This window comes from Marinomonas sp. THO17, assembly GCF_040436405.1.
In the GTDB taxonomy this organism is placed as follows: domain Bacteria; phylum Pseudomonadota; class Gammaproteobacteria; order Pseudomonadales; family Marinomonadaceae; genus Marinomonas.
The window spans coordinates 2,076,186-2,101,219 of sequence record NZ_AP031575.1; the positions used below are offsets into that span (position 1 = coordinate 2,076,186).

General features: G+C 44.1%; 23 protein-coding genes. 8 read left to right on the forward strand and 15 right to left on the reverse strand.

Annotated features, from left to right (window positions below; translation table 11 throughout):
* Nucleotides 1-44 precede the first annotated feature (44 nt).
* The 5 genes from ABXS85_RS09885 to ABXS85_RS09905 all read right to left on the reverse strand — a co-directional run bounded on the left by ABXS85_RS09885 (nt 45) and on the right by ABXS85_RS09905 (nt 5,549).
* Nucleotides 45-1,124 carry a 4-oxalomesaconate tautomerase gene (locus ABXS85_RS09885; RefSeq protein ID WP_353666365.1) on the reverse strand — a complete coding sequence of 360 codons (1,080 nt, stop codon included), beginning with the start codon at nt 1,122-1,124 and terminating at the stop codon, nt 45-47.
* Nucleotides 1,117-1,794: a 4-carboxy-4-hydroxy-2-oxoadipate aldolase/oxaloacetate decarboxylase gene (locus tag ABXS85_RS09890; RefSeq protein WP_353666366.1), complete on the reverse strand. Its 678-nt coding sequence runs from the start codon at nt 1,792-1,794 to the stop codon at nt 1,117-1,119. The genes ABXS85_RS09885 and ABXS85_RS09890 overlap by 8 nt, the downstream gene beginning before the upstream one ends.
* A 10-nt stretch (nt 1,795-1,804) precedes the next feature.
* Nucleotides 1,805-2,812: an amidohydrolase family protein gene (locus ABXS85_RS09895; RefSeq protein WP_353666367.1), complete on the reverse strand. Its 1,008-nt coding sequence runs from the start codon at nt 2,810-2,812 to the stop codon at nt 1,805-1,807.
* A 216-nt stretch (nt 2,813-3,028) separates the two neighbouring features.
* Entirely contained in the window at nt 3,029-3,511 is a 483-nt protein-coding gene (locus ABXS85_RS09900) for a peroxiredoxin (protein WP_353666368.1), read from the reverse strand.
* A 61-nt stretch (nt 3,512-3,572) separates the two neighbouring features.
* Nucleotides 3,573-5,549 (reverse strand): HAMP domain-containing methyl-accepting chemotaxis protein, encoded by a 1,977-nt coding sequence (locus tag ABXS85_RS09905; protein WP_353666369.1) that lies wholly within the window; start codon nt 5,547-5,549, stop codon nt 3,573-3,575.
* Nucleotides 5,550-6,110: 561 nt separating this feature from the next.
* Between ABXS85_RS09905 and ABXS85_RS09910 the strand changes: the two genes are divergently transcribed.
* The 3 genes from ABXS85_RS09910 to ABXS85_RS09920 all read left to right on the forward strand — a co-directional run bounded on the left by ABXS85_RS09910 (nt 6,111) and on the right by ABXS85_RS09920 (nt 8,646).
* Complete coding sequence (locus ABXS85_RS09910) at nt 6,111-7,463, forward strand: PLP-dependent aminotransferase family protein (RefSeq protein ID WP_353666370.1); 1,353 nt, start codon at nt 6,111-6,113, stop codon at nt 7,461-7,463.
* A 207-nt stretch (nt 7,464-7,670) separates the two neighbouring features.
* Nucleotides 7,671-8,081: an energy transducer TonB gene (locus ABXS85_RS09915; protein WP_353669769.1), complete on the forward strand. Its 411-nt coding sequence runs from the start codon at nt 7,671-7,673 to the stop codon at nt 8,079-8,081.
* A gap of 49 nt (nt 8,082-8,130) precedes the next feature.
* Entirely contained in the window at nt 8,131-8,646 is a 516-nt protein-coding gene (locus ABXS85_RS09920) for a DUF501 domain-containing protein (protein ID WP_353666371.1), read from the forward strand.
* Nucleotides 8,647-8,706: 60 nt separating this feature from the next.
* On the opposite strand, the gene ABXS85_RS09925 is transcribed toward ABXS85_RS09920, so the two are convergent.
* Nucleotides 8,707-9,003: a hypothetical protein gene (locus ABXS85_RS09925; RefSeq protein ID WP_353666372.1), complete on the reverse strand. Its 297-nt coding sequence runs from the start codon at nt 9,001-9,003 to the stop codon at nt 8,707-8,709.
* 91 nt (nt 9,004-9,094) lie between these two features.
* Nucleotides 9,095-10,582: a glycerol kinase GlpK gene (gene glpK / locus ABXS85_RS09930; RefSeq protein WP_353666373.1), complete on the reverse strand. Its 1,488-nt coding sequence runs from the start codon at nt 10,580-10,582 to the stop codon at nt 9,095-9,097.
* Between the two features lie 151 nt (nt 10,583-10,733).
* Here glpK and ABXS85_RS09935 point away from each other — a divergent pair, with 151 nt between their 5' ends.
* From ABXS85_RS09935 to ABXS85_RS09945, 3 genes are all read left to right on the forward strand, one after another.
* Entirely contained in the window at nt 10,734-11,507 is a 774-nt protein-coding gene (locus ABXS85_RS09935; RefSeq protein ID WP_353666374.1) for a DeoR/GlpR family transcriptional regulator, read from the forward strand.
* A 180-nt stretch (nt 11,508-11,687) separates the two neighbouring features.
* A complete protein-coding gene (gene glpD, locus ABXS85_RS09940) occupies nt 11,688-13,172 on the forward strand; it encodes a glycerol-3-phosphate dehydrogenase (protein ID WP_353666375.1) in 1,485 nt (494 codons plus the stop codon).
* 110 nt (nt 13,173-13,282) lie between these two features.
* Nucleotides 13,283-14,053: a TSUP family transporter gene (locus ABXS85_RS09945; RefSeq protein ID WP_353666376.1), complete on the forward strand. Its 771-nt coding sequence runs from the start codon at nt 13,283-13,285 to the stop codon at nt 14,051-14,053.
* Here the strand turns inward: ABXS85_RS09945 and gcvA are convergent.
* The 4 genes from gcvA to ABXS85_RS09965 all read right to left on the reverse strand — a co-directional run bounded on the left by gcvA (nt 14,043) and on the right by ABXS85_RS09965 (nt 17,916).
* Nucleotides 14,043-14,990, reverse strand: a complete 948-nt coding sequence (gene gcvA, locus ABXS85_RS09950) for a transcriptional regulator GcvA (protein WP_353666377.1) — start codon at nt 14,988-14,990, stop codon at nt 14,043-14,045. The two genes, ABXS85_RS09945 and gcvA, sit on opposite strands and share 11 nt — an antisense overlap.
* A 395-nt stretch (nt 14,991-15,385) precedes the next feature.
* Nucleotides 15,386-16,759, reverse strand: coding sequence for a glyceraldehyde-3-phosphate dehydrogenase (locus ABXS85_RS09955; protein WP_353666378.1), 1,374 nt, complete (start codon nt 16,757-16,759; stop codon nt 15,386-15,388).
* A 261-nt stretch (nt 16,760-17,020) separates the two neighbouring features.
* Entirely contained in the window at nt 17,021-17,350 is a 330-nt protein-coding gene (locus ABXS85_RS09960) for a DUF3392 domain-containing protein (protein ID WP_353666379.1), read from the reverse strand.
* Nucleotides 17,351-17,364: 14 nt separating this feature from the next.
* Nucleotides 17,365-17,916, reverse strand: coding sequence for a uridine kinase (locus ABXS85_RS09965; RefSeq protein WP_353666380.1), 552 nt, complete (start codon nt 17,914-17,916; stop codon nt 17,365-17,367).
* 131 nt (nt 17,917-18,047) lie between these two features.
* Here ABXS85_RS09965 and ABXS85_RS09970 point away from each other — a divergent pair, with 131 nt between their 5' ends.
* Entirely contained in the window at nt 18,048-18,659 is a 612-nt protein-coding gene (locus tag ABXS85_RS09970) for a uridine kinase (RefSeq protein WP_353666381.1), read from the forward strand.
* 46 nt (nt 18,660-18,705) lie between these two features.
* On the opposite strand, the gene dnaJ is transcribed toward ABXS85_RS09970, so the two are convergent.
* The 3 genes from dnaJ to grpE all read right to left on the reverse strand — a co-directional run bounded on the left by dnaJ (nt 18,706) and on the right by grpE (nt 22,567).
* Nucleotides 18,706-19,833 (reverse strand): molecular chaperone DnaJ, encoded by a 1,128-nt coding sequence (gene dnaJ / locus ABXS85_RS09975; protein WP_353666382.1) that lies wholly within the window; start codon nt 19,831-19,833, stop codon nt 18,706-18,708.
* 140 nt (nt 19,834-19,973) lie between these two features.
* Nucleotides 19,974-21,890 (reverse strand): molecular chaperone DnaK, encoded by a 1,917-nt coding sequence (gene dnaK, locus ABXS85_RS09980; RefSeq protein ID WP_353666383.1) that lies wholly within the window; start codon nt 21,888-21,890, stop codon nt 19,974-19,976.
* 101 nt (nt 21,891-21,991) lie between these two features.
* The gene (gene grpE, locus ABXS85_RS09985) at nt 21,992-22,567 is read right to left on the reverse strand and encodes a nucleotide exchange factor GrpE (RefSeq protein WP_353666384.1); all 576 of its coding nucleotides are present in this window, start codon (nt 22,565-22,567) and stop codon (nt 21,992-21,994) included.
* Between the two features lie 185 nt (nt 22,568-22,752).
* On the opposite strand from grpE, the gene recN reads away from it, so the two are divergent.
* Nucleotides 22,753-24,423 (forward strand): DNA repair protein RecN, encoded by a 1,671-nt coding sequence (recN, locus tag ABXS85_RS09990; protein ID WP_353666385.1) that lies wholly within the window; start codon nt 22,753-22,755, stop codon nt 24,421-24,423.
* A 198-nt stretch (nt 24,424-24,621) separates the two neighbouring features.
* Here the strand turns inward: recN and fur are convergent, their stop codons facing one another.
* Nucleotides 24,622-25,032 (reverse strand): ferric iron uptake transcriptional regulator, encoded by a 411-nt coding sequence (gene fur, locus ABXS85_RS09995; RefSeq protein ID WP_353666386.1) that lies wholly within the window; start codon nt 25,030-25,032, stop codon nt 24,622-24,624.
* Between the last annotated feature and the right edge of the window lie 2 nt (nt 25,033-25,034).

A 25,034-nucleotide genomic window follows, 5' to 3' on the forward strand; every position in this document is an offset into this window, starting at 1 on the left:
ATTTGTTCAATAACTTGTCTTGCTCATTTTCAACGCTCGGCCTTTTAGGCAGACTTGTTATTAGCGTGAGCAAACACCTGACCATCAAAGAGTTTTCTGGCAGTACGTAGAATCGCCGCCGTCTCCAACTCCCCTTGGGCGTTCTTATCTAAAATCACAGTCATGGCACCAATCGGATGTTCAACGTCCAAAGACAATTGCTCACCATCAGTGTAATGCGCCACTTCATTTGCAGGAGAACCGGGCAAAATCGCTGCTGTGGCTACACTGACGGCACCCAAAACGCCAATCGAAGCATGACAACGGTGAGGAATAAAGGTTCGAGTTGAAATGGCACCGCCTTGCATTGGCTTACTCACCATGGTCATTTTGGGAACCGACTTATCTTTCACATCGCCCAAATTCATGCGCGGCCCCAGCTGCAAACGAATGGATTCCAACTTAGCTCTTAATTCCTCGTTGGCTTCCAGTTCTTCTCTGGATTCCGTACCTTTAATCCCCATATCGGCGGCCTTTAACACCACCACGGGCATACCATTATCGATACAAGTCACTGATACGCCATCGACTTCATCGACCACATTACCGGTCGGCAATAAAGCCCCACAAGTAGAGCCTGCAGTATCTTGAAAAACAATAGGCACTGGCGCGGAATAACCGGGAACCCCATCGATACGAGCATCTCCTTGGTACTCTACTTGCCCCGCTCTTACTTGGACACGAGCGACTGCCACCTGTTGCGTATTTTCCATGAAAATACGTACCGAAGTCTCACCCTCTTGGGCGTTAACTAAGCCACGTTCAATGGCAAAAGGCCCGACACCAGCCAAAATATTGCCGCAATTTTGTGCATCAGTCACCACAGCTTGATCGACAAAAACCTGCAGAAACAAGTATTCCACGTCCACATCATCACGCTGAGCTTTTTTCACAATCGCAACTTTGGACGCCAGAGGATCAGCACCGCCAATACCATCAATTTGTCTGTCGTCAGGAGAGCCCATCAAACGTAACAATAGGGCATCTCGCTCCGCCACATTATTCGGTAGGTCATCAGCAAGGAAATAGGCTCCTTTGGAAGTGCCACCCCGCATCCACATGCAAGCAATGCCTTGGTTAGACATACTTCAACCCTTTCTCTTTTAAACGTGGGCGCATGTTGTAAATGTCTAAGCCCAGTTCACCATTGGCCATGCGTACTCGTTTGGCTTCTTCATTGGCCATTCGAGCGCGCGCCAGCTCCAAGACTTCTGCTGCTTTTTCACGACGAACCACTACAACACCATCGTCATCCGCGACAATCACGTCTCCTGCATGCACGGTTTCATCCGCGCAAACAATCGACACGTTTACTGAACCTAGCGTTTCTTTAATGGTGCCCTCAGAGAAAATGGCTTTTGACCAAACTGGAAAGTCCATTTGACGTAAATCACGAGTATCACGTACACCACCATCAATCACCAAGCCAACTACACCACGAGCTTGTGCCGAGGTGGCTAAGAGATCACCAAAAAAACCATGATTAGAAGGCGATGTTGGTGCAAACACCATAACATCACCCGCCTGACATTGCTCTATGGCCACATGCATCATCCAGTTATCACCCGCTGCACCAGAAATGGTAATGGCAGAACCGGCAATGGTTTTATCCATTTGAATCGGACGCATATAGTGCGCTAACAGACCAACTCGACCTTGTGACTCATGAATGGTCGCAACACCACATTCCGCCAAGCCATCAATCACAGCTTGATCGGCACGCTCGATATGTTGAACTACGATATTTTCTCGCATGGTTAACCCCTTATGCTTTCAGACGGCTGAACACGCGTCGCGCATTGCCTTCGAAAATTTCTTGTTTTTGAGCTGGGCTCAGGGCCGTATTGTTATCAATATAGCGCTTAGTATCATCAAAATAATGGCCAGTTTCTGGATCGATACCACGAACAGCACCAATCATCTCAGAAGCAAATAAGATGTTCTTAGTTGGAATAATATCCAGCAGTAAATCAATACCACGCTGATGATAAACACAAGTGTCAAAGTAAATGTTATTCAACACACGCTCGGCCAAATCAAACCCTTTATCCTGAGCTAAACCACGGAAACGTCCCCAGTGATAAGGCACAGCACCACCACCGTGAGGAATAATGATCTTCAGGTCAGGAAAGTCTTTGAATACATCCGACATCATCAATTGTTGGAAACCCGTCGTATCTGCACCCAAGTAATGTGATCCTGTGGTGTGGAAACAATCATTACATGCCGCAGAAACATGTACCATTGCGGGAATGTCGTACTCGCACATTTTTTCATAGATAGGATAGAAAGAACGATCCGCAAGGGACGCATCTTGCCAATGACCACCACTTGGATCAGGGTTTAGGTTAATACCAATAAATCCCATTTCTTCTACTGTACGGATAATTTCAGGAACCGACTTAGCTGGGTCCACACCTGGGGATTGTGGAAGCTGTGCAACTGGCGCAAAGTTATTCGGAAATAGATCGCAAACACGACGAATCAAGTCGTTTTGGTGTTCTGTCCAATATTGGCTAGTGTATTCATTGCCAATGTGATGTCCCATCCAGCTGGCACGCGGCGAAAAGATCGTCAGATCAGTACCGCGTTCTTGTTGAAGTCGTAACTGGTTGTTGATGATGCTCTCACGAATTTCATCATCTGAGACGACAACCTTGCCTTTTTCGCCAACAAAGGAGGGGTCTTTGGCAACTTGTTGCTTTTGTCTGTCGCGGTATTCGCCAACACCGGGTGGTGTTGTCGTGTAGTGACCATGGCAATCTATAATCATGTTACAACTCTCTATTCTTATTAACAGTAACAAATGAGATGCGTTACACGCCTCTCTGATTTCATTTTTATGATAGAAAGTATTGGTTTACGAAGGGATTTTGGCTATTTCAATTTAGCCGAAAGGGTATTACATTTTGAGATAGTCAGTTGTTAGTGAGAATATTCAAGTATAAAAAAAGCCGCTTGTCGCGGCTTTTCTAGAAGAGCTAAATCCTTACTGTATCTGACTTAGCACGTATTCTGCAGAACTGACTTTGTATTCACCTGGCTCGTCTAGCCATAACTCTTGTACTATACCATTGCGAACTAGCATGGCGTATCGACGACTGCGGATACCCATTTTGGCCGCCGAAATATCCAGTTCTAAGCCCATAGAACAAGTGAACTCAGCCAAACCATCTGCCGCCATCACTATATTCTCAGCATTATTCGCTTGTCCCCAAGCATGCATAACGAACACATCATTCACAGACAAGCAGACCACTTCGTCGATGCCTTTTTCTTTTAACGCATCATAATGAACAACAAAACCCGGTAGGTGGCTGGCGCTGCAAGTCGGGGTAAAAGCCCCTGGTAAAGCAAACATAAGAACCGTTTTATCTGTAAAGAATTCGGTTACATCGATGGTCTCAGGACCTTCTTCTCCCATCACCTGAAATGTGCCATAGGGCAACATATCTCCAACAAGAATCGACATTCTATTTATCTCCAGTGGGTTAGGTTGCGCTATAGTAACGCAACCTTTCCACAAAACACCATCACACAATTTTAAATTGACTGAGCAATTCTTTTTGCCGTGTCGCTAATGAGGCCAAACCTTCACTGTCACGAGCGCTAGTTTCAGCGCCTTGTGAAGCTTCTTCCGACATACTGGAAATCTCAATGACATTATCACTGATTTCATGTGCAACAGCTGATTGCTGTTCCGCCGCTGTAGCAATTTGCGTACTCAGGTCACGAATTTCTGCCATATTATTTTGCAGTTCCGACAAAGAAGAACCCACAGAACGAGATTCTTCCACACTGGACGTCGCATTTTCTCGACTTTCTTCCATGCTACTAACGGCCTTTTTAACACCTTGCTGTAATTGGCCAATCACATGTTGAATTTCTTCCGTAGAGTTTTGAGTTCGGGTTGCCAGTGTTCGAACTTCGTCAGCTACCACAGCAAACCCTCGTCCCTGCTCACCCGCTCGTGCTGCTTCAATTGCTGCGTTCAATGCCAACAAATTGGTCTGCTCAGCAATGTCTTGTATTACATCCAAAATATTGTCGATATTTTTCGAGTATTCATTTAACTGATTCACTACACCAGTAGAGTCTTCAATCTGAGCTAAAAGCTGCTCAATCTTGAGAATGTTTGCATCCATCTGTGAACGATTCTGTCCTGCCCTTTGATCAACGGATTGAATCTGGCGCAAGATGAATTCAGAGCTCTTCGCCACTTGCTCTACGGTAGATGCCATCTCCGACATGGAAGAAGCGACTTCAGTCGTACGCTCATTTTGCGCTCCCATTAAACGCTTAGACTCACCTGCTATGCGAACATTTCTACTTGCCGATTCTGCTACCTCTGACGATGACTGATCAATTTCTGTCATGACTTTTTGTAGCCTTTCTACTAAGCCATTTACCCATAAAGATAAGTCACCAAACTCATCTTTGGTTTTTACTTGGCTACGTTGTGTGAAATCGCCTTCGGAAATTAAGCCCAATACTCGCATTACCTCTTTCAATGGCGAACGTATACTTCGACTGACCCATAAGGCCACCAATACAGCAATAACGATAGAGATAACAAAGACAATCACGATAATCATACGAGAAACATTGGCCGTACTATTGGCCTCTTGTTTCGCTGCCGCCGCCATCGCTGCCGTTTCATCAAGCAAGACAGCGACCGTTTCTTCTACGACCTTCATACCATCAGATAATTGCTTAGCCAGCTGCTCAGATTCCTGGGTCAGAAGGGTATTTTCGTAATATTTATTGATGACCCCATCTTCCGATTGCACACTGGCTTCAATTTCATCCAATAAACCATTGATATTATCGTCATTTAAGTAAGATTGTTTTTCACGCAGACTGGATAGAACTTTATTCATGTCTTCACGTAACCCTTGCATACTAGAGAGGTCATGCAAATCAAAATAATCGTTTATGGACACTTGTAAGCTTTGCGCCTGACTGACCATGTAAGAAGCGGCAAATTTGATTTCAGAAGTTTCACCATCTTCCTGTAAAAATGCCAAATCTTCAGTAGTAAAATTGACAGCGTCTTTTAAATCGAGTTTTTCATCAGGAATAGCGGCTTGCAGATCTAACATGCGCTTGTGATTCGAAAAGGCCGTCTCTGTGTTCTTCAAGAAAGTATTTACTTGTAAGGTAATGGTGTCTAGGGCTTCTTGCATAACAGGTGAACCATCAAGTTCTGCTGTCAAATCCATCATCACTTGCTGATAATCGGCTTGCAAGGTTTCAAAACGCTGCGACAAAAGAGTTAGCGCATCAGGGGATTTACTGAGCAAATACTGCAAAACCGTTGCATTGGATAACGCCAAGTCATCCTTCAGTCTATTACTATTATTAGTGATACTAGCAACTTTACCTGTCACCACATTTAATCTGTCTTCCACTTTGTTGGTGCCAACAAAACCTGACGTGGCTATCATCAATAAGAGTAACAACAACACACCAAATCCAAGTAAAATTCTTTGTATCACGGATAACGACATAATTGTCCTCTAAATCATCTTTACTAATGACATTTTTTCGAATTCGAAAAAAAATTTGACCGAACACTCAAAATCATACCACTATCTTTACTGACTTTAATAACCTACACATAACAATTAACGACGTTTTTGGAACATTTAGTTGAATTATTGTCTCTAATTTCCTTCATCTTAATGATCTGTTAGATTTAAGGAAGGTACGAACAAGTCCACTGACTTCAGCGTGTGGATAACTCTCTTTTATTCGAGGCAAGCTTCGCCGTCCAATATAAGTATATTGGCAAGAAGCTTAACAAAGAATAAAGAGAGCTTAGAACACGCCCTTCGGGTCTTTCAGAGAAACGCCCTCTCTGTGTTAAGAGTGATTGAAAGGTATTAACATTCCTGCTCACTCTTGCCTTGATAGGCCGCTTCTCTGATAAGACTGATGTTCAGAAGACTTATTCGCACCTTCCTTAACTTCTTTTAATCATAGCCAATAAATTACTTGCCATTATGGATCTTCCTCTTTACGAAAAGATTGCTAACCAAATAGAGCAACAAATCCTCGAAGGGATTTTTTTGCCTGGCGTCAAAATTCCATCGGTTCGTAAATCCAGTAAACAACTTGAAGTCAGTGTCGCCACCGTTTTACAAGCATATAGCTTGTTGGAAGATCGCGGAGTCATTAAAGCGCGCCCACAAAAGGGTTACTTTGTCCAAGAAACCAGCCTACAACCCGATCAAGCTTCGGCTACGCCTCTGCAGCAGACTGAAGAATCCATACAGGCTTTATTAAATAAGTTATTGCATGTCTCTCAGGATGAAAACATCATCCAATTCGGTGCAGCCATTCCAAAAAGCCATTTCCTCCCCATACGACAGCTACAAAGATCTGTTGGCCGTTTAATGCGCCTCGAACCGGAAATCTGTGCTGCTTATGAATTCACACCAGGATCATTAAGTCTGCGCAGACAAATTGCCATTCGTATGCTCGACTGTGGCTGCCAGTTGCAACCTAGCGACATCACCATCACTCTGGGCTGTCAAAATGCCTTAATGTTAGCCTTGCAAGCAGTCACCCAAGCAGGTGACACCATCGCCATTGAAAGCCCTGCTTACCACGGCGTACTTCAAGCCATAGAAGTCCTTAGGCTCAATGCCATAGAAATTCCGTGCCATGAACTTAGTGGCATAGATTTGGACAAATTGGCAGAAACTCAGAAGCAATATGACATCAAAGCTTGCGTGGTCACACCGAACAACCAAAACCCAACGGGTGCAACCCTGAACCAACAAGCCCGAAGAACATTGATTAATTTGTCGGAAAAGCAGGATTTCATCATCATCGAAGACGATGTATATGGGGAACTCAGTTATCGAGACAAACGAGAACGTGCTCTCAAAGCTGATGATATTTATAAACGTGTCATTTATACCAGTTCGTTTTCGAAAAGCATCGCACCTGGTTTTCGTATTGGTTGGGTCGTAGGAGGACGCTTCCAAGCTCAAATAGAGCACTTAGCCTATGTGCAATCCTTAGCCATCCCCACCTTAACACAAACAGCGATTGCTAATTTCTTGGAAAATGGCGCCTATGATCGCCACTTACGCAAAACCCGAGCAACCTATCAAGAGAACTTAACACGCTGCCAGACTCTCATTGCCGAACATTTTCCCAAAGGAACCTGCACCTCTGCTCCGAAAGGAGGTTTCTTATTGTGGGTCACACTGCCCAAACAAATTGACAGCATGCAATTACACACCCAAGCCTTAGCAAAGAATATTGGTATCTTACCCGGCTTGGCTTTTAGTCTAAGCGGTCAATACATGCATCATTTTCGCTTAAATTACGCGCTAAATTGGGACTACAAAACAGATACGGCCCTAAAAGAGTTAGGCTTTTTATGCCAGCAAATTATGACGCAAAACTAGGTTCATATTCGCAAATAAATAGGGTAGGATCGAAAATGAGCAATTAGTTAATCTGTATATAAGTAGAAGTTATGATTATAGATATACGCATGTTTAAATCCATCTGTACAGGCCGGACAAAAAGCGTACAATTCGCATTCTTTTTAAATACTCAGCCATTATGGCCGTTAACTTGAATATCTGAATGAAAAACTGGCTTTTTTTGTGATGGAATTTGTAGCACATCCGAGAGAACTTCCTTTAGACATTACCCTAATTGAAGATCAGCCTTTTCCAGCGGTTTGCGAAAATCGCGATGGTTTTGTCGGTATCACTTACTTGAGTCATAACCCATTTGCAAATGGTTGCTCAGTACAAATAACACTTGAAGAGATTGACCCGAACTTTTGTGTGTCAGGACGCATTGCGTCATGCGACAAAGAAGGTGAAGAATATCTTATCGCCATAGAATTCCCCACTAAAGAAGAATGCTATTGCGTACGTATGATAGAACAACTTTCGCAGATTGAGCATTATCGACGTCAAGCTAAAAATCAAGGACGACGCTTAAACTATAATGAAGCCGCTGCCGAATGGATTCAGAAATTTGCCGCTAGCTTCCCTGCATTTACCGTCTAAAATTAGACATTCATTTTCCTAACAAATACTTTTCAAAACGAATCTTCTTATGACTGCAACCCTTTCCCAAGATGATCTTGAAATCATCACTGCACAACTTGGTCGTACCCCTAGTGGCATTAATGCAATTGCACACTACTCACCCAAAGGCACGCCACAAGTTCTAGAAATGGAAACTTGGGTATTTGACCAACCTTTTCCGACATTGTACTGGCTTTCTAGCAAAGCCATCGACAAGGCGCTGGCTAAGATCGAAAGCCAAGGGGTAGTAAAAATATTAGAACAACGCATCAAAGAAGATCCAGAATTACGCCGAGCGCATCATGCATCACACCAAGATTATGTTAATAAACGCTGGCAAGTGATGAGCGAAGAACACAAAAGCATCATCGAAGAAAAAGGTTTTAAATCCTTATTTGAAAAATTAGGCATAGGTGGCATTGCCAATTGGGATCAGGTGCGCTGTTTACATATGCACTATGCGCATCATTTGGTCGGTGATAATGTGATTGGCCGTATCTTGGACGAAGAATACCAGATTCGCCAAGTGGCAGACGCTGAATAATCGAAACCAATAAAAAAAACAGCATTGCAGAGCACCGCAAAGCTGTTTTTTGAAGAAGGATTATTTTGCAGCCGCCGCTGCCAATTTCTTTTTTAATTCCTCTGCCGTTTTAACCGTTGGCAATATAACACGGATACGATTAAAAGCGTTTTGAGCCACTTCAGCACGTTGAGCATAGGTTGTTAAAGCACCGCCAGTCCAACCAGCAAGTTTCACCATCTCATTTTTAAAGTTATTTCCTGCCACTCCGTGACCACCTAACTCCATAAGTGCATCTTCGATTAACAAGTAGCTCGGACGTTCTCCGCCGAACTTCATAAAATCATCCTGTTGCACTTCAGCAAACTGCTTTGACATCACTCCAACCTTTCTTTGTACTTAAGATACATTTAAATTAGCCACAATTCTAAATTGGCACAAGTCAACTCATGTAGCAAATCGTAAATCTTTATTGCGAGTTAGTACGAACTCGATCAACCGCTTTCTGCCACCCCAAATATAGTGCATTGCTGGAGGCTTCATCCATTTGCGGTTGAAAAAGTTTATCGGCCACCCATAAGTCCGTAATATCCTCTAGAGAATGATATATTCCCACCTTAAGACCTGCTAAAAAAGCCACCCCAAGAGCCGTCGTTTCCGTCACTTTAGGACGCTCAACCTTAACCGCTAACAAATCACTCAAAAACTGTACCATAATGTCGTTTACCACCATACCGCCGTCGACGCGCAAGGTGCGAAACTTCGCCCCATCTTGTGCCATAGCATCAACAAGGTCTCGTGTCTGGTAACAAACCGAGCGCAAGCCTGCGCTAACAATGTCTTCCACACTGGTATCACGGGTTAAACCAATCATAGCGCCACGGGCATCTGGATCCCAATAAGGCGCGCCCAAACCAGTAAAAGCGGGCACTAGATAAACTGAATCGCCATTCAAGGCTTGTTGCGCCAAAGCTTGCGTCTCTTTGGCATCGCTGAAGAGTTTCAGACCATCGCGCAACCATTGAATCGCCGCACCAGCAACAAAGATGCTACCCTCTAACGCATAGGTCACCTTGCCGTTGAGACGATAACCCACTGTGGTCAGCAGTTTGTTCTCTGACTTTAACACTTTATCCCCTGTGTTCAAAATCATAAAACAGCCTGTTCCATAAGTGCTTTTCACCATACCTGGCGTAAAACAAGCTTGCCCCACTAAAGCCGCTTGCTGGTCCCCTGCGATACCATTTACTGGCATCTCAGCACCAAGCCAAGACGCATCAATCACACCAAAATCAGCACTGCAATCCATTACCTCGGGAAACAACACATCGCCAATTTCAAACAGTTCGATCAATTCTTGATCCCACTCCTGCTGATGAATATTAAAAGCCATGGTGCGTGCAGCATTAGTCGCATCCGTTTTATGCGACTGCCCTTTGGTTAGGTGCCATAGCAAATAACTGTCCACTGTACCGAATGCCAATTCACCCGCTTGTGCCTTCTGCTTAGCCCCTTCGACATTCTCTAATATCCAACGAATTTTGGTGGCTGAAAAATAAGAGTCTATCAACAAACCTGTTTTGTCTTGTACCTTTTGCGCCCAACCTTGTTCTACCAAAGATTGACAATATGCACTGGTGCGACGATCTTGCCACACAATCGCATTGTAAACTGGCTTGCCTGTTTTGATGTCCCACAATATGGTGGTTTCACGTTGGTTGGTAATACCTACGCTGATAATATCTTGAGCTGCAATACTGCTTTCGTTAAGCACAGCCTGACACACTGACAAGGTCGAAGACCAGATATCATCTGGGTTATGCTCTACCCACCCGTCATTAGGAAAGATTTGCGGGAACTCTTGCTGTGACTGAGCGATGCGGTTTCCGCTTGCATCGAATATAATAGCGCGTGAACTAGTCGTACCTTGGTCAATAGCAAGAATATAGTGGGCCATGATGTATTCTCTTTGAGTTCGTGGTCACTTTAACAAGCGACTTATTTGTTGTTTTGTTTTTTGAACATTAATATTCAAATTCGAATATTCTATATTAAAAACCAATGGGGACGCCTTTAGCAAGGGTTACCTTTTAGGAGTTGAAAACGCTATGAGGCAGCTTTCTCGCCAAGACAAAATCGTCGCTTTAGTTAAAGAAAAGGGCTATATCTCCATTGAAGAATTGGCCAGTCACTTTGCCGTGACACCACAAACCATTCGTCGTGATATTAATGATTTGGCCAAAGCCGGTCAGCTTCGCCGTCATCATGGTGGCGCCAGCTACGAATCCAGTACCACCAATGTGGCCTACGCTACACGGCAAATTCTTCAGCATGAAGCGAAAGAACAAATCGCCAAACGCATTGCTGCTGAAATCCCTAACCATGCTTCTTTGTTTATTAATATAGGTACGACAACCGAAACCGTAGCCCGCGCTCTGTTAAATCACCAAGGTTTACAAGTCATCACTAACAACTTGAACGTTGCCACGATTTTAAGCAGCAAAGAAGACTTTAATGTCATCATTGCGGGCGGTACAGTGCGTTCTCGTGATGGCGGCGTCATGGGAGAGGCTACCATAGACTTCATTAATCAATTCCGAGTGGATTTTGGCATAGTCGGCATCAGTGGTATTGACCCTTTAGATGGCTCGTTACTAGATTATGATTATCAAGAAGTACGGGTCGCGCAAAGCATTATTTCCAATTCAAGAAATGTGTTCTTAGCAGCCGACAGTGCCAAGTTTGGCCGCAATGCTGTAGTACGTTTAGGCAACATCACGCAAGTCGATCGCTTATTTACCGATGCACAACCACCAAAAGCGATTCTCAAGCTAATGAAAGAACACAAAGTTCGCTTGGAACTTTGCCCTGCTAAACACTAGCGCGACCACTATCGAAATATCCTGGCACCCCCTGTCTTAGTTTACTTTACACCTCTATGAAGGGGCGTTTGGTCATGAAAACTTCACATTCATACTCTTGATATCTTTACACTACAAGTTTAATATCGAAAATAAATGTTCGTTTTCGAACATGATAAATTTTCGATTGTGAGGCTCAGTATGATTCGAATACATTTTGATCTCTTCGTTGTGGGTGGTGGCATTAACGGCACCGGCATCGCAGCTGATGCGGCTGGCCGAAGCTTAAAAGTCGGTTTATGCGAAATGGGCGACCTTGCTAACGCCACCTCTTCATCAAGCAGTAAGCTAATACATGGCGGTTTACGCTACCTAGAGCATTATGAATTTCGTCTGGTTAAAGAAGCCTTGAACGAGCGTGAAGTACTTCTCAAAGTCGCGCCACATCTAGTCACTCCAATGCGTTTTCAGATGCCGCACCGTCCGCACTTGCGACCAGCATGGTTAATTCGTATCGGCATGTTCCTTTACGACTTCTTAGGCAAACGCGAAACACTTCCAGGCTCTAAGGCTGTAAAATACGGCACTGATAGCCCATTAAAAGATGACATCTCACAAGGCTTTGAATACTCAGACTGCTGGGTAGACGATGCTCGTCTCGTTGTTACCAATGCATTGAGCGCTCAGCAAAATGGGGCTCAGATTTATGCACGTACTCGCTGTACTTCCGCCAAGCGCATCGATGGCAAATGGCACATCCATTTGGAAGACTTACTCAGTAAAGAAACCTTTGAAGTAACCGCTAATGGCTTGGTCAATGCTGCAGGGCCTTGGGTATCTTCCTTTATTGAGAGCAAGGTGGAACGCAAAGCACCTTATGGTATTCGTATGATCAAGGGCAGCCATATAGTGGTGCCTAAGCTTTACCAACAAACTAATGCTTTCATCATGCAGAACACTGATAAACGCATTGTATTCGCTATTCCATACCGTGAAGACTACACACTGCTTGGCACCACGGATGTGGAATACAATGGCGACCCTAAACAAGTAGCAATTTCGGCAGAAGAAACTAACTACATATTGCAAGTAGCAAACGACCACTTCAAGCAAAGCCTAACACCAAAAGATGTCGTATGGAGCTATTCTGGTGTACGTCCACTCCTAGAAGATGAATCTTCCGACCCATCCGCGGTAACCCGTGATTACACTTTGCATCTTGATGATGATTTAGGTGCGCCATTGCTGAGTATCTTCGGCGGTAAAATCACCACTTATCGCAAATTAGCCTTATCAGCGATGAAAAAGCTGGCTCCTTTTTACCAGCAAATGGGCAATGAATGGACACACAGCAAGCCATTACCAGGCGGTGAATTGGGTATGTCATTGGACGCTTACGCGATAAAGCTACAACAGGACAACCCTTTTATTAGCGCACATTTAGCACAGCGATTCGCGAACAGCTATGGTAGCCGCACACAGTTAATTCTCAGCGGCCTTGATTCCGTTGCCGCATTAGGAAAAGAATTCGGTTCAGAGCTATATCAGGCTGAAGTGGATTATCTGATTGAACAAGAATGGGCTCGTAGTGCAGAAGACATTCTATGGCGCCGAACTAAGCTTGGTTTAGAGTTCACAGATGACCAAGTCACTGCATTAGAAGAGTACATTCAGTCTAAGCTTTAATCGGCTAGTTCTTTTGTACCTTAGCCCGCCTAATCGGTTGTTTAGGTGGGCTTTTTTTGCTTTACTAGCGGCCACTTATTTCTTTTACGCTAACCATGGAAGCTTGCCATATGGATCTTACGCTGTTCGACTTGTCTATTTGGATCTATTTGGCCCTGTTTGCTACCGCCTTTATTGCTGGCGCCATTGATGCCATTGCTGGCGGCGGAGGTTTGATTACCGTACCGGTTTTATTAGCGGCTGGATTATCACCCGCTCAAGCGCTTGCGACCAATAAACTGCAAGGCTGTGCAGGTACTTTATCCGCTTCTTATCACTTTATTAAAAAAGGGCAAGTCGACCTAAAAAAAATGTGGCCAGCCATCTTTATGACGGCCATTGGTGCGGTTTTGGGAACCCTATTAATCTCTTATTTAGACAGCAGCTTACTGCTCAAAGCTGTGCCAATTATCTTAATCGCCGTTGCGATTTTCTTTTTCTTCTTACCAAAGGTTCAGCCTTACCTCGTCAGTAAATTCGCCCTCAGCCATCTACAATTCGCCGTTATCATAGGCACTAGCATCGGCTTTTATGACGGCTTGATTGGCCCAGGCACAGGTGCTTTTTTCTCTACAGCCTATCTGTGCTTGATGGGCTTTACTCTGATATCAGCCACAGCACATACCAAAGTCCTTAACGCTACCAGTAATGTATCTTCTTTGTTGGTATTCACCTTCAGTGGTCACATTATATGGACGCTGGGCATTATCATGGGAATAGGTCAGTGGTTGGGAGCGCAAATAGGCTCACGCTTAGTCATTACCAAGGGGGCCAAATTGATCCGACCAATGGTCATCATTATGTGTCTGGCCATCTCAATAAAATTGCTTTTTAACCAATAGCCGCCAAATCTTCCGGCTTTGTTAATACATCTTCTGGTGAATAACGGTAACATTCCGCTACCAACCAAGTTAATAGCTGCTGAACTGGCTCTCTCTGATATTGGGCTTCCGGACAAGCAAAAACATAGGCATGTTTTTCGTCCAACACATAGTCAAATGGCTTTACCAACCGCCCTTGTTGAATATCATCCATCACCAATGGTGTTCTTCCTAACGCCACCCCCTGACTGGCGATGGCGGCTTGAACAGCGAGATCACCACGATTAAAGCTAATACCACGTGATGGCTTAACCCCTTTAGCATCGACTAACTGTAACCATCTTTCCCATTCCGCATAAGGGCTCGAAAAGCGCCATTCCGAATCGTCATTGAGTAAGGGTACACTCGCCAATTGGTCGACATGAGTTAAGCTTCTTTGCTGTAAAAAAGCAGGACTGCAAACAGGGAAAACCTGATCCTTCATTAACGGCACTAGGTGGCTTTTAACCTTATGTACATAACTATGAACAATAGCAACATCGATTCGATCACGCTGAAAATTGACTTCCCTATCATTGGCTTGGATACGCAATTGCAAATCTGGATAGGTTTCTTGCAGACTACCAAGGCGGGGGATTAACCATTTAGTGGCAAAAGACGGCATCACAGAAACCGATAAAATATTCGAGCTTTCCTCTTGTTGTAAATCACTTATTAAGCCACTGATTTCATTGAAACTGTGATTTAATTGCACTGCTAATCTTGCTCCTGCCACCGTTAATTCCAAGCGCTTGTGATGACGGGCAAACAAGCTAAATTTTAAACGTTCTTCTAGCTGACGGATTTGTTGACTCACGGCACCTTGAGTTAGATGCAGCTCTTGCGCTGCTTTCGTAAAACTCAAGTGGCGAGCTGCCACTGAAAAAGTATTTAACCCTGTCAAAGGAATCGATTTCATTACACACAGTCCAGAAAGACAAATGAAAAGTGTAGCAAAAAATAATCCTTTTTTGCATTAGTATAGCTAATGCAAAAACCTAAATTATATCGTTTGTCAATTAACTGAGATTGCCTAAAATGAACATCATAACTTTGGATTTAATACTGATCCTAAGTGTTATCCGTGCAGCCCTAACTGTACGGTACCTAAGACAAGTTCCCACAGTCTTGCCTTAGGTGAATATCACCATTCCCACAGGATGTTGCTATTCAAGCTGCTAGTTACTTTTATTTAAGCTGGACTTTTGTCCGGCTTTTTTTATGCCTTCAACTAATTAAAAAGAGAATTAAGACACAAAAAAAAAGCGATGACATGGTCACCGCTTTTCATTAACTTTGGCTAAATTCAGTCAATCAAGCCGCTTGATTTTCCAATAGCTGAGCTTCTGAGAGTTCACCTTGAGCAAGCTTCTCCATCAAGCGAACCACTTGGCAGCTGTAACCGTATTCATTGTCGTACCAAACGTACAAGGTTGCTTGGTTACCACGCACTTTGGTAGACAAAGCATCTAAAATACCCGCTTGCTGAGAACCAATGAAATCTGAGCTCACTGCATCCGCTTCTTCACTGTATCCAATTTGCCCCGCTAACTCTGCACTGCCAGCCGCTGTTTTTAATAGGGCGTTGATCTCTTCGACACTAGTATTAGCATTTAGATTCAAGCTCAATACAGCTATGGACACATTAATAACAGGGACTCGAATCGCACTACCACTTAGCTTGCCTTCTAATGACGGAATGGCTTTTGAAACCGCTTTCGCCGCGCCGGTTTCTGTCATCACCATGTTCATGCCAGCAGCACGACCACGGCGGTCCCCTTTATGAATGTTATCAATCAAGTTTTGATCATTGGTATAGGCATGCACCGTCTCAACATGACCAGACTCAATACCAAACTTGTCTTCTAAAACTGACAAAATAGGCGTAATGGCATTGGTTGTACAAGACGCCGCCGATACAATCTTGTCTTCTTCCGTTAAGTCTGAATCATTTACGCCAAACACCACATTCTTCATGGCTTTGCCGGGGGCCGTTAGCACAACACGATCAATTCCTGGACGATTTAGATGCACACTAAGGCCATCATGGTCACGCCAGCGCCCAGTATTGTCTACTAATAAAGCATTATCGATACCGTGAGCCTGGTAATCCACTTCGGCAGGATCAGACGCATAAATGACTTTTACTGTATAGCCATTAATCATTAAAGCTTGGTTTTCTTCATCGACTTTTACGATACCGTCATAAGCACCGTGCACAGAATCATATTTGAGCAAGCTAGCACGCTTTGCCAAATCCGCTTTACCCGCATTACGTACAACAATAGCGGCCAATTTCATTCCCGGTGTAGTGTGACCCAAAGCACACATACGACGAGCTAATAAACGACCAATACGACCAAAACCGTAGAGTACAACTGGCACTTCTGTTCCTTCGGTCGATTGCACTTTCAACAAGCTCGCAAGATCCGCTTCAGCCAATAAGTCTTCCAGTTCCACACTGGTTTGTCTTGCATCACTGGCATACAAATCTTCCAAGGCTGCATACACTTGTGTTAGATCCACTTCTGGATGCTGATCAAATGTTGCCATCAATCCGGTGACAGAGTCAGCCATCAGAGTATTACCTGCTAGCTGAACCTTAATGGCTTTTTCACGGCCTAACTTACCCAAAAGAGGAATCATGGATTCGACTTGTGAGAGTGATTGTAACCAAGTGCTTGTCATGCTGTTGCTCCCAAGTGACGCTATCGTATCAATATGGGCGCAAGTTTACCGTCAGATTTGACCAATAACAAATTGTAAGAAGACTACAAAAAGTCTTTAAAATCCGTAATTTAGAGAGTTATTTTATAGAAATAACGAAATATCAGAAGGAAGTTAGAAACTTTACTACAGAATAAAATTCAAAAAGCAAAAACCAGCAAATTCGACCCTCTTTTGTTGTAAGTTAGCAACGAAAACCGATAGGAAATTTCATCATATTTTTTACAATTGGCGCTTTCTTTCCGCCAACACTCCTAAAAAACTAAAACAAGCGAGTACTAATACTGGACGATATACCAAATCAACTTGGGTAATACCCCAATACACGAGTGGTTGGGTCCATAATGTCAGCAAACCATAGCCAAAGGTACACATGAGAATAAAAGCCGATATGCGCGCAATGAATATCCACGACGCCACCATACGCTTCAAGTAGCCATTAATGCGATCACCGTAAATGACCAAACAAGTAGCCACCAAAGCCAATGAAACATCCTGAAGATGCGGTTGTAATAACTGAGCTAAACGAAGATTGAGATCAAGAAAAAACATAGCAAAACGTCAAGTTAATTGTTACGAGACAGAGATTCTACATCAATACGGCCTGAGCGATTAATCACTCTAGGACGCTCATCGACATACATGACAGACACATCAAAAGTGGTGTTTTTAAGCATGATCTTGGTATAGTCTCGCAACCACCATTCCACTTCCCCAACATTATCCGTCAGGCTACCCACACTGGGAACGCCATACTTGTTGAACAAGAGCTCACCTAAAGCACTACGTTTAGAGTCACTTTCCACCACACCAGACAATAAAGCTTTTTCTATAAAACCAGAGTCATTGCTATAGACAATCAAATCTGTGACACCCAAAATACCTTCTGGTCCCAAACTAAAGCTTTCTACACCTTCTTCTTGATAAGAAGGGTAACCCTCAACCCCCATGGATTTAAGATGTTCTTCTAAATCCGTGAGTTTAAGATTATTGAAAGGTAAACCAAACAATTCTGACGTTGCCGCCACACGCACCACGTTCGGTTGCGTATTCGCCCATAAATACTGAGTCACCAAGAAAGACAAGGCGAGAACAGCAGAAGCAATCAGCTTAAGCATGAAACTATCCCTACATACATCGATATTCCACTTTTTACGACACTAAAAACACACAACCTGTTATATAATACAACACGATTCGCTCCGACAACTCAAGGAGCACAGACGGTTTATTTTATTTGAGGTAATACATGGCACTTGTTATTGGCATCACTGGAGTATCTGGCAGCGGAAAAAGTCGACTTTGCTCCTTACTAGCAGAAGGCCAAGATTCAAAAATTACGGTTCTTTGCCAAGACAGCTTTTATAATGGCTGCGGTAGCATAGACCCGGATGTCTACAACTTCGATGATTTAAGTTCATTAGATATAGAAAGCCTGACATTGGCCATTCATAACTGCAAAAATCGTCAACAACCAAATGAAATTCCTGTGTACGATCATTCTCAACACAAGCGTGTTGGCTATCGTAACTTAGAACCCACTCACGTGGTTTTGGTGGAAGGTCATATGATGTTCCAAGATCCGGGCATTCGGGATGCTGTGGACTATCTATTGTTTGTCGATACTGATATGGACATCGCCATTGTACGTCGCTTGAAACGAGACATAGCAGAGCGTGGCCGCGACGTAAATGAAGTGACCAGCCGTTACATGCGCCATGTACGCCAAGCCGCCATTAAAACCATCGGCATTCGTGATAAAGCGGACTTTATTATCCCTAATAATCAAAGCTTCACCAATGCGGCCAATTTATTACGCAGCCACATTGATTATCTACTCAAAGAAAAAGGCGCTAAATAAGCGCCTTTTTTATGAAACTTGACCCGTCCTAGAATAGGGTTAACCCTTACTTCTTAATATCATCAAAGAAGCGTTTAACCCCATCAAACCAACTTTTTTGTTTTGGAGAATGATCCGTACCTTCTCCCATGGTTTCCGCTAACTCAGTAAGCAACTCTTGTTGACGCGCTGTTAAGTTCACAGGGGTTTCCACCACCACTTTACAGATCAAATCACCCACTGGGCCACCACGAACTGGTTTCACACCCTTATTACGCAGACGGAATAATTTACCTGTCTGACATTCCGCAGTCACTTTCAAACGCACACGACCATCTAATGTGGGCACATCAATTTCGCCACCTAATGCCGCAGTGGTGAAGCTTATGGGCACTTCACAATACAAGTTCGCACCATCACGCTCAAAGATACTGTGCGGTTTTACCGACACCTGAACAAATAGATCTCCCGCTGGACCACCATGAGTACCGGCTTCGCCTTCACCAGACAAACGAATACGGTCGCCGGTGTCTACTCCGGCAGGAATTTTCACATTCAGTGTTTTGTATTCTTGCTTGCGACCTTGACCATGACAATCAGGGCAAGGATCAGCAATCACCTGACCTTGGCCGTGGCACTCTGGACATGTCTGCTGCACCGAAAAGAAACCTTGTGACATGCGCACTTGACCAGCACCGCCACAAGTTCCACATGTCTTCGGAGTAGACCCTTTCTTAGCGCCTGTGCCATCACAAGTATTACACGACACCAAAGTTGGAATACGAATTTTCTCTTCGCAACCCCAAACTGCTTGCTCTAAATCCAGTTCTAAAGTGTAACGTAAGTCGGAACCACGACGCGTACGGCTTTGACCACCGCCACCGCCGCCGCCAAAGATGTCACCAAATACGTCACCAAAAATATCACTGAAACCACCTGCACCGGCACCGCCAAAGCCACCTGCTTGACCACTTACGCCTTCATGACCAAAACGATCATAAGCCGAACGTTTTTCTTCAGAAGACAATACTTCATAGGCTTCAGCCAGTTCCTTGAATTTATCAAGTGCTTCTGGGTTATCTGGGTTCTTGTCCGGGTGATACTTATTCGCTAAAGAGCGATAAGCTTTTTTAATCTCTTTCTTATCCGCGCTTTTGGACACCCCAAGAACGTCGTAATAGTCTCTTTTGCTCATCGCAGGTATTCCTGAATAGTAAAAGTCTGCATATCTTATTTAAACAAGCATTCAAGCCCTTGATTAAACAGCAAGGCACGGTATTAACCGTGCCTGCCATCGCCTGCCTCACAATGAGGCGGTTTTTTCAGCATCGACGATTATTTTTTATCGTCTTTTACTTCTTCAAACTCCGCGTCTACTGCATCGTCCTGAGGTTGCGCTTGTTCTGCACCTTCAGCCGCACCTGCAGCCGCTTCAGCATCTGCGTACATCTTCTGAGCCAAAGAACTAGACGCTTGCGTCAAGGCATTGGTTTTCTCTTCGATTTTCTCTTTATCGTTAGAAGTGAGCGCTTCTTCCAATTCAGAGATCGCTGTTTCGATCGCCGTTTTCTCTTCTTCAGTGGCTTTATCACCAGCATCTGCAAGGGTCTTACGTGTCGCGTGGATCATACCGTCAGCTGTGTTACGAACTTGTACAAGCTCTTCAAACTTACGATCTTCTTCCGCGTTCGCTTCCGCATCTTGTACCATTTGTTCGACTTCTTCATCGCTTAGACCAGAAGACGCTTTGATGACGATAGACTGCTCTTTACCAGTCGCTTTGTCTTTCGCAGAGACACTCAAAATACCGTTGGCATCAATGTCGAAGCTTACTTCGATTTGTGGCACACCACGTGGTGCAGGTGGAATGTCTGCCAAGTCGAAACGACCTAGAGATTTATTCTGCGACGCTTGCTTACGCTCACCCTGCAAGGCATGGATAGTTACCGCATTTTGGTTGTCTTCTGCCGTCGAGAAGGTTTGCGATTTCTTAGTAGGAATCGTCGTGTTCTTCTCAATCAAAGTGGTCATCACGCCACCCATTGTCTCGATACCTAAAGACAGAGGAGTCACGTCTAGCAATAGAACGTCTTTCACGTCACCGGCCAATACTGCACCTTGGATAGACGCACCAATGGCAACCGCTTCGTCAGGGTTCACATCTTTACGTGGCTCTTTGCCAAAGAACTCAGAGACTTTTGCTTGCACCAAAGGCATACGAGTCTGACCACCTACCAAGATAACTTCGTCGATATCAGAAGCAGACAAATCAGCATCTTTCAGTGCTTGGCGGCATGGTTCTAAAGACTTAACAACAAGCTCTTCAACCAAGGCTTCCAACTTAGAACGCGTCAATTTCACATTCAAGTGCTTAGGACCAGTCGCATCCGCGGTGATATAAGGTAAGTTCACTTCTGTTTGAGAAGAAGATGACAGCTCAACTTTCGCTTTCTCACCCGCTTCTTTTAGACGCTGAAGCGCTAATGGATCGTTGTGTAGATCGATGCCTGTGTCTTTCTTAAATTCAGCTGCTAAGAATTCGATCACACGCATGTCGAAGTCTTCACCACCTAGGAAAGTGTCACCATTGGTAGACAATACTTCGAATTGCTTCTCACCATCGACATCTGCAATCTCAATGATAGAGATATCGAAAGTACCACCACCAAGGTCATATACCGCGATAGTAGAATCACCAGAGTTTTTATCTAGGCCATAAGCCAAGGCAGCAGCTGTTGGCTCGTTGATAATACGTTTTACATCAAGACCCGCAATTTTACCTGCGTCTTTAGTGGCTTGACGCTGAGAGTCATTGAAGTAAGCAGGAACCGTGATAACCGCTTCAGTAACGGCTTCACCTAGATAGTCTTCTGCTGTTTTCTTCATTTTCTTTAGAACTTCAGCAGAAATCTGTGGTGGTGCTTTTTTGTCACCCTTGATTTCTACCCAAGCATCGCCATTTTCCGCAGAGATGATTTTGTAAGGCACCATAGAAATGTCTTTCTGTACCACATCATCCTCGAAACGACGACCAATCAAACGCTTAACAGCAAACAAAGTATTGGTTGGGTTGGTAACCGCTTGTCGTTTCGCTGATTGACCCACTAACACTTCACCGTCGTCTGCAAAGGCAACAATAGAAGGTGTCGTACGATCACCCTCGGCGTTTTCAATTACACGCGCTTTTTCACCATCAAGAACAGCTACACAAGAGTTAGTTGTCCCTAGGTCGATACCAATGATTTTACCCATCGCTTGTTTCTCCAATAAATTCGTTTATAACAAAGTTAATTCTGTATTTGGGTCCGCTTAAATACTTTTCAAGCGTCCAGTGTCAAAAAAATGACGGTATTTTATGCCGCGCTTGAAACCACCACCATTGCTGGTCTCAACAGACGTCCGTGCAGGGTATAACCCTTTTGCACAACATCCATTACCGTATTGGGTTCCAATTCAGGATTGGGCACCATGGTCATGGCCTGATGCAATTCTGGGTTGAAAGGTTCGCCATGTGGATCAACGGCTTTAATTTCAAAACGTCCCAAAGTTTCAAGCAAATCTTTCAGGGTCAATTCCACCCCTTCGCGTACCGGGTCGGTTTCTTCTGTGTCGGTCGCTGACGTAAGGGCTCGCTCTAGGTTATCCGCTACGTTGATGATGGCTTTAGCAAATTTTTCCAAGCCAAACTTGTGCGCTTTTTCAACGTCTTGTTCCGCACGACGACGAACGTTTTGCGCATCCGCCTGGGCACGCAGCGCCGCTTCTTTGTATTGCGCTACTTCTTCCAACGCTTTGGCAAGCTCATCGTCTGCTTCGGCTTCTAACACTTCCACTTCGGGCTCAAGCAGCTCTTCTACTGCTTCGGTTTGCGTTTCATTTTGCAAATCTTGCTCCGCCTCTTGGTTAGCACTTTTTTGCTGATCACTCATCTTTATAACTCCAAATAACAGAAACTCTCTTTCTCTGTGCTGGGTATATGGGGACAGCTTTTTACCTTTCAATACTAAATCCGCATAAAATTTATGGCGATTAATTGTCCAAGCAAGACTTGTCAAAAAACAAACAAATACTGTATAAATAACCATATAAAAATTTTCTCTTTATGGAGCCGACTATGCTAACCAGCATCGCCATTTCGAACTTTGCTATTGTGGAGTCCTTGGAGCTTGAGTTTAAGCAAGGCATGACAGTGATTTCCGGTGAAACGGGTGCCGGTAAATCCATCATGGTGGACGCCTTATCTTTGTGCTTGGGCGACAGAACCGATGCCGGGGTGGTGCGTCATGGGGAGAAAAAAGCCGATATTAGCGCCAGCTTCGACATTCAACTTTACCCTGACGTGCAAGAATGGCTTGAAGAAAGAGACCTAGAACAAGACCAGCACTGCATATTGCGTCGCGTGATTAGCAAAGAAGGCCGCTCTAAAGCCTATATTAATGGCCGTCCTTGCACTTTAAACGATCTCAAGGAAGTTGGCAGTCAGCTCGTCGACATTCATGGTCAGCATGAACATCAGTCGCTTTTAAAAAAGCACGCACAGCGTCAACAATTAGACGAATATGGCCAACTCACCGAACTCGCAAAACAAGTTCATCAACAATATGCTGTCTGGCGTCAATTAAAAGACGAACTCTTTGCTAAGCAAAATCAATCGGCTGAACAGGAAGCCAAAGTACAACTACTCTCTTATCAAGCTCAAGAGTTAGCACAGCTCGATCTAAAAGAAGGTGAAATCGAATCTTTAGAACAAGAACAAACCTTTTTATCCAATATTGCTGACTCGCAAATGAAAGCCTATCAAGCGAGCAATCTATTAGCAGATAACGAAGAAGGCAGCATTTGCTCTTTATTGAATCAAGCCATCAACAGCGCCAGCCAGATAAACCCTCAAACTCAAGCCCTTGAAGGCGCATTGGAAATGATGAATTCCGCTTTGATTCAGGCACAGGAAGCTACGGAAAGCTTACGCCACTATCAAGATACCCTTGAACAAGACCCGGAGCGATTAAGTGTCATTGAAAGCCGCTTATCAGATATTTACGACACAGCTCGTCGTCATAAATGTCTACCAGAGGCCTTACTGTCATTGCGCGAAAGCGTGGAAAACGAGCTCACTCAAATTCAAGGTGGCGAAGAAAGTTTGGAAGTTTTGAAAGAAAAAGAAGAGCAAGCTTACGAGCAACTTACCGCTCTGGCCACCACGCTAACCGAAAAGCGCATCGTCACCAAAGACGAATTGGCTCAAAAAGTAGAAGAGCAGATTCACGCTTTAGGCATGCCTCACGCACGTTTCTATATTCAGTGCCAGCCACTTAACCAAGTAACGGCCAATGGCTTTGAAGATATTGAATACATGATTGCCTCTAACCCGGGTCAACCTGCGCAAGCCTTACGCAAAGTTGCTTCTGGTGGTGAATTATCGCGTATCAGTTTGGGCATTCAGGTAGTAACGGCTCACACTTCCACCATTCCCACCTTGGTATTTGATGAAGTAGATGTGGGCATTAGTGGCGGTATTGCCGAAGTGGTTGGTCGTATGTTGCGCTCAGTAGGCCAACGGGGGCAAGTCTTCTCGGTCACTCACTTAGCGCAAGTAGCTGCCCAAGGTCATCAACATTTACGTGTCAGTAAAAAAGTCGCCAATGATGCAACCTCTTCACAGGTTGAAATATTGAAAGAGCAGGATCGCACACAAGAAATAGCGCGTTTACTAGGCGGCATTGAACTGACGGAACAAACCCTAGCCCACGCTCGTGAAATGCTTAGCAACGTCCAGTTGCAATAGTGTTCAGTGTCATTAAGACAGATCACCAAGGTTATTTAGTCTTTAGCCAATCATCCAATAAAGAAAAAGGGCTTAAACCCTAAAAGTTTAAGCCCTTCCGTTGCTCACAAAGAATGCCACCGTAAAGCGGCATCCTTCGCTATTGCTCTTAAATTCATTATTTTTGAATGAACTGTGCTTGAATTAATCGCGTTTTACTTATTTTTTCTTTGGACGCACGTATATAATCAAGCTGTGATCTTCAATATCGTAACCATGCTCTTCTGCAATCTCATGTTGACGCTTTTCAATCACAGGGTCAACAAATTCGATCACTTTGCCAGTATCCAGACAAATCATATGATCATGGTGATCGCCTTTTTCCAATTCAAATACAGCCGTACCTGCTTCGAAGTGGTGACGCTTAACTAGCCCTGCGGTCTCGAATTGAGTTAATACACGATAAACCGTTGCCAAACCTACGTCTTCACCTTGATCCAATAAAGTACGATAAACATCATCTGCACTTAGGTGATGGTCACCCGCTTTTTCAAGAATTTGTAAAATTTTCACTCTAGGCAAGGTTACCTTGAGTCCTGCTTTCTTTAGCTCTTGATTTTCACTAGTCATGA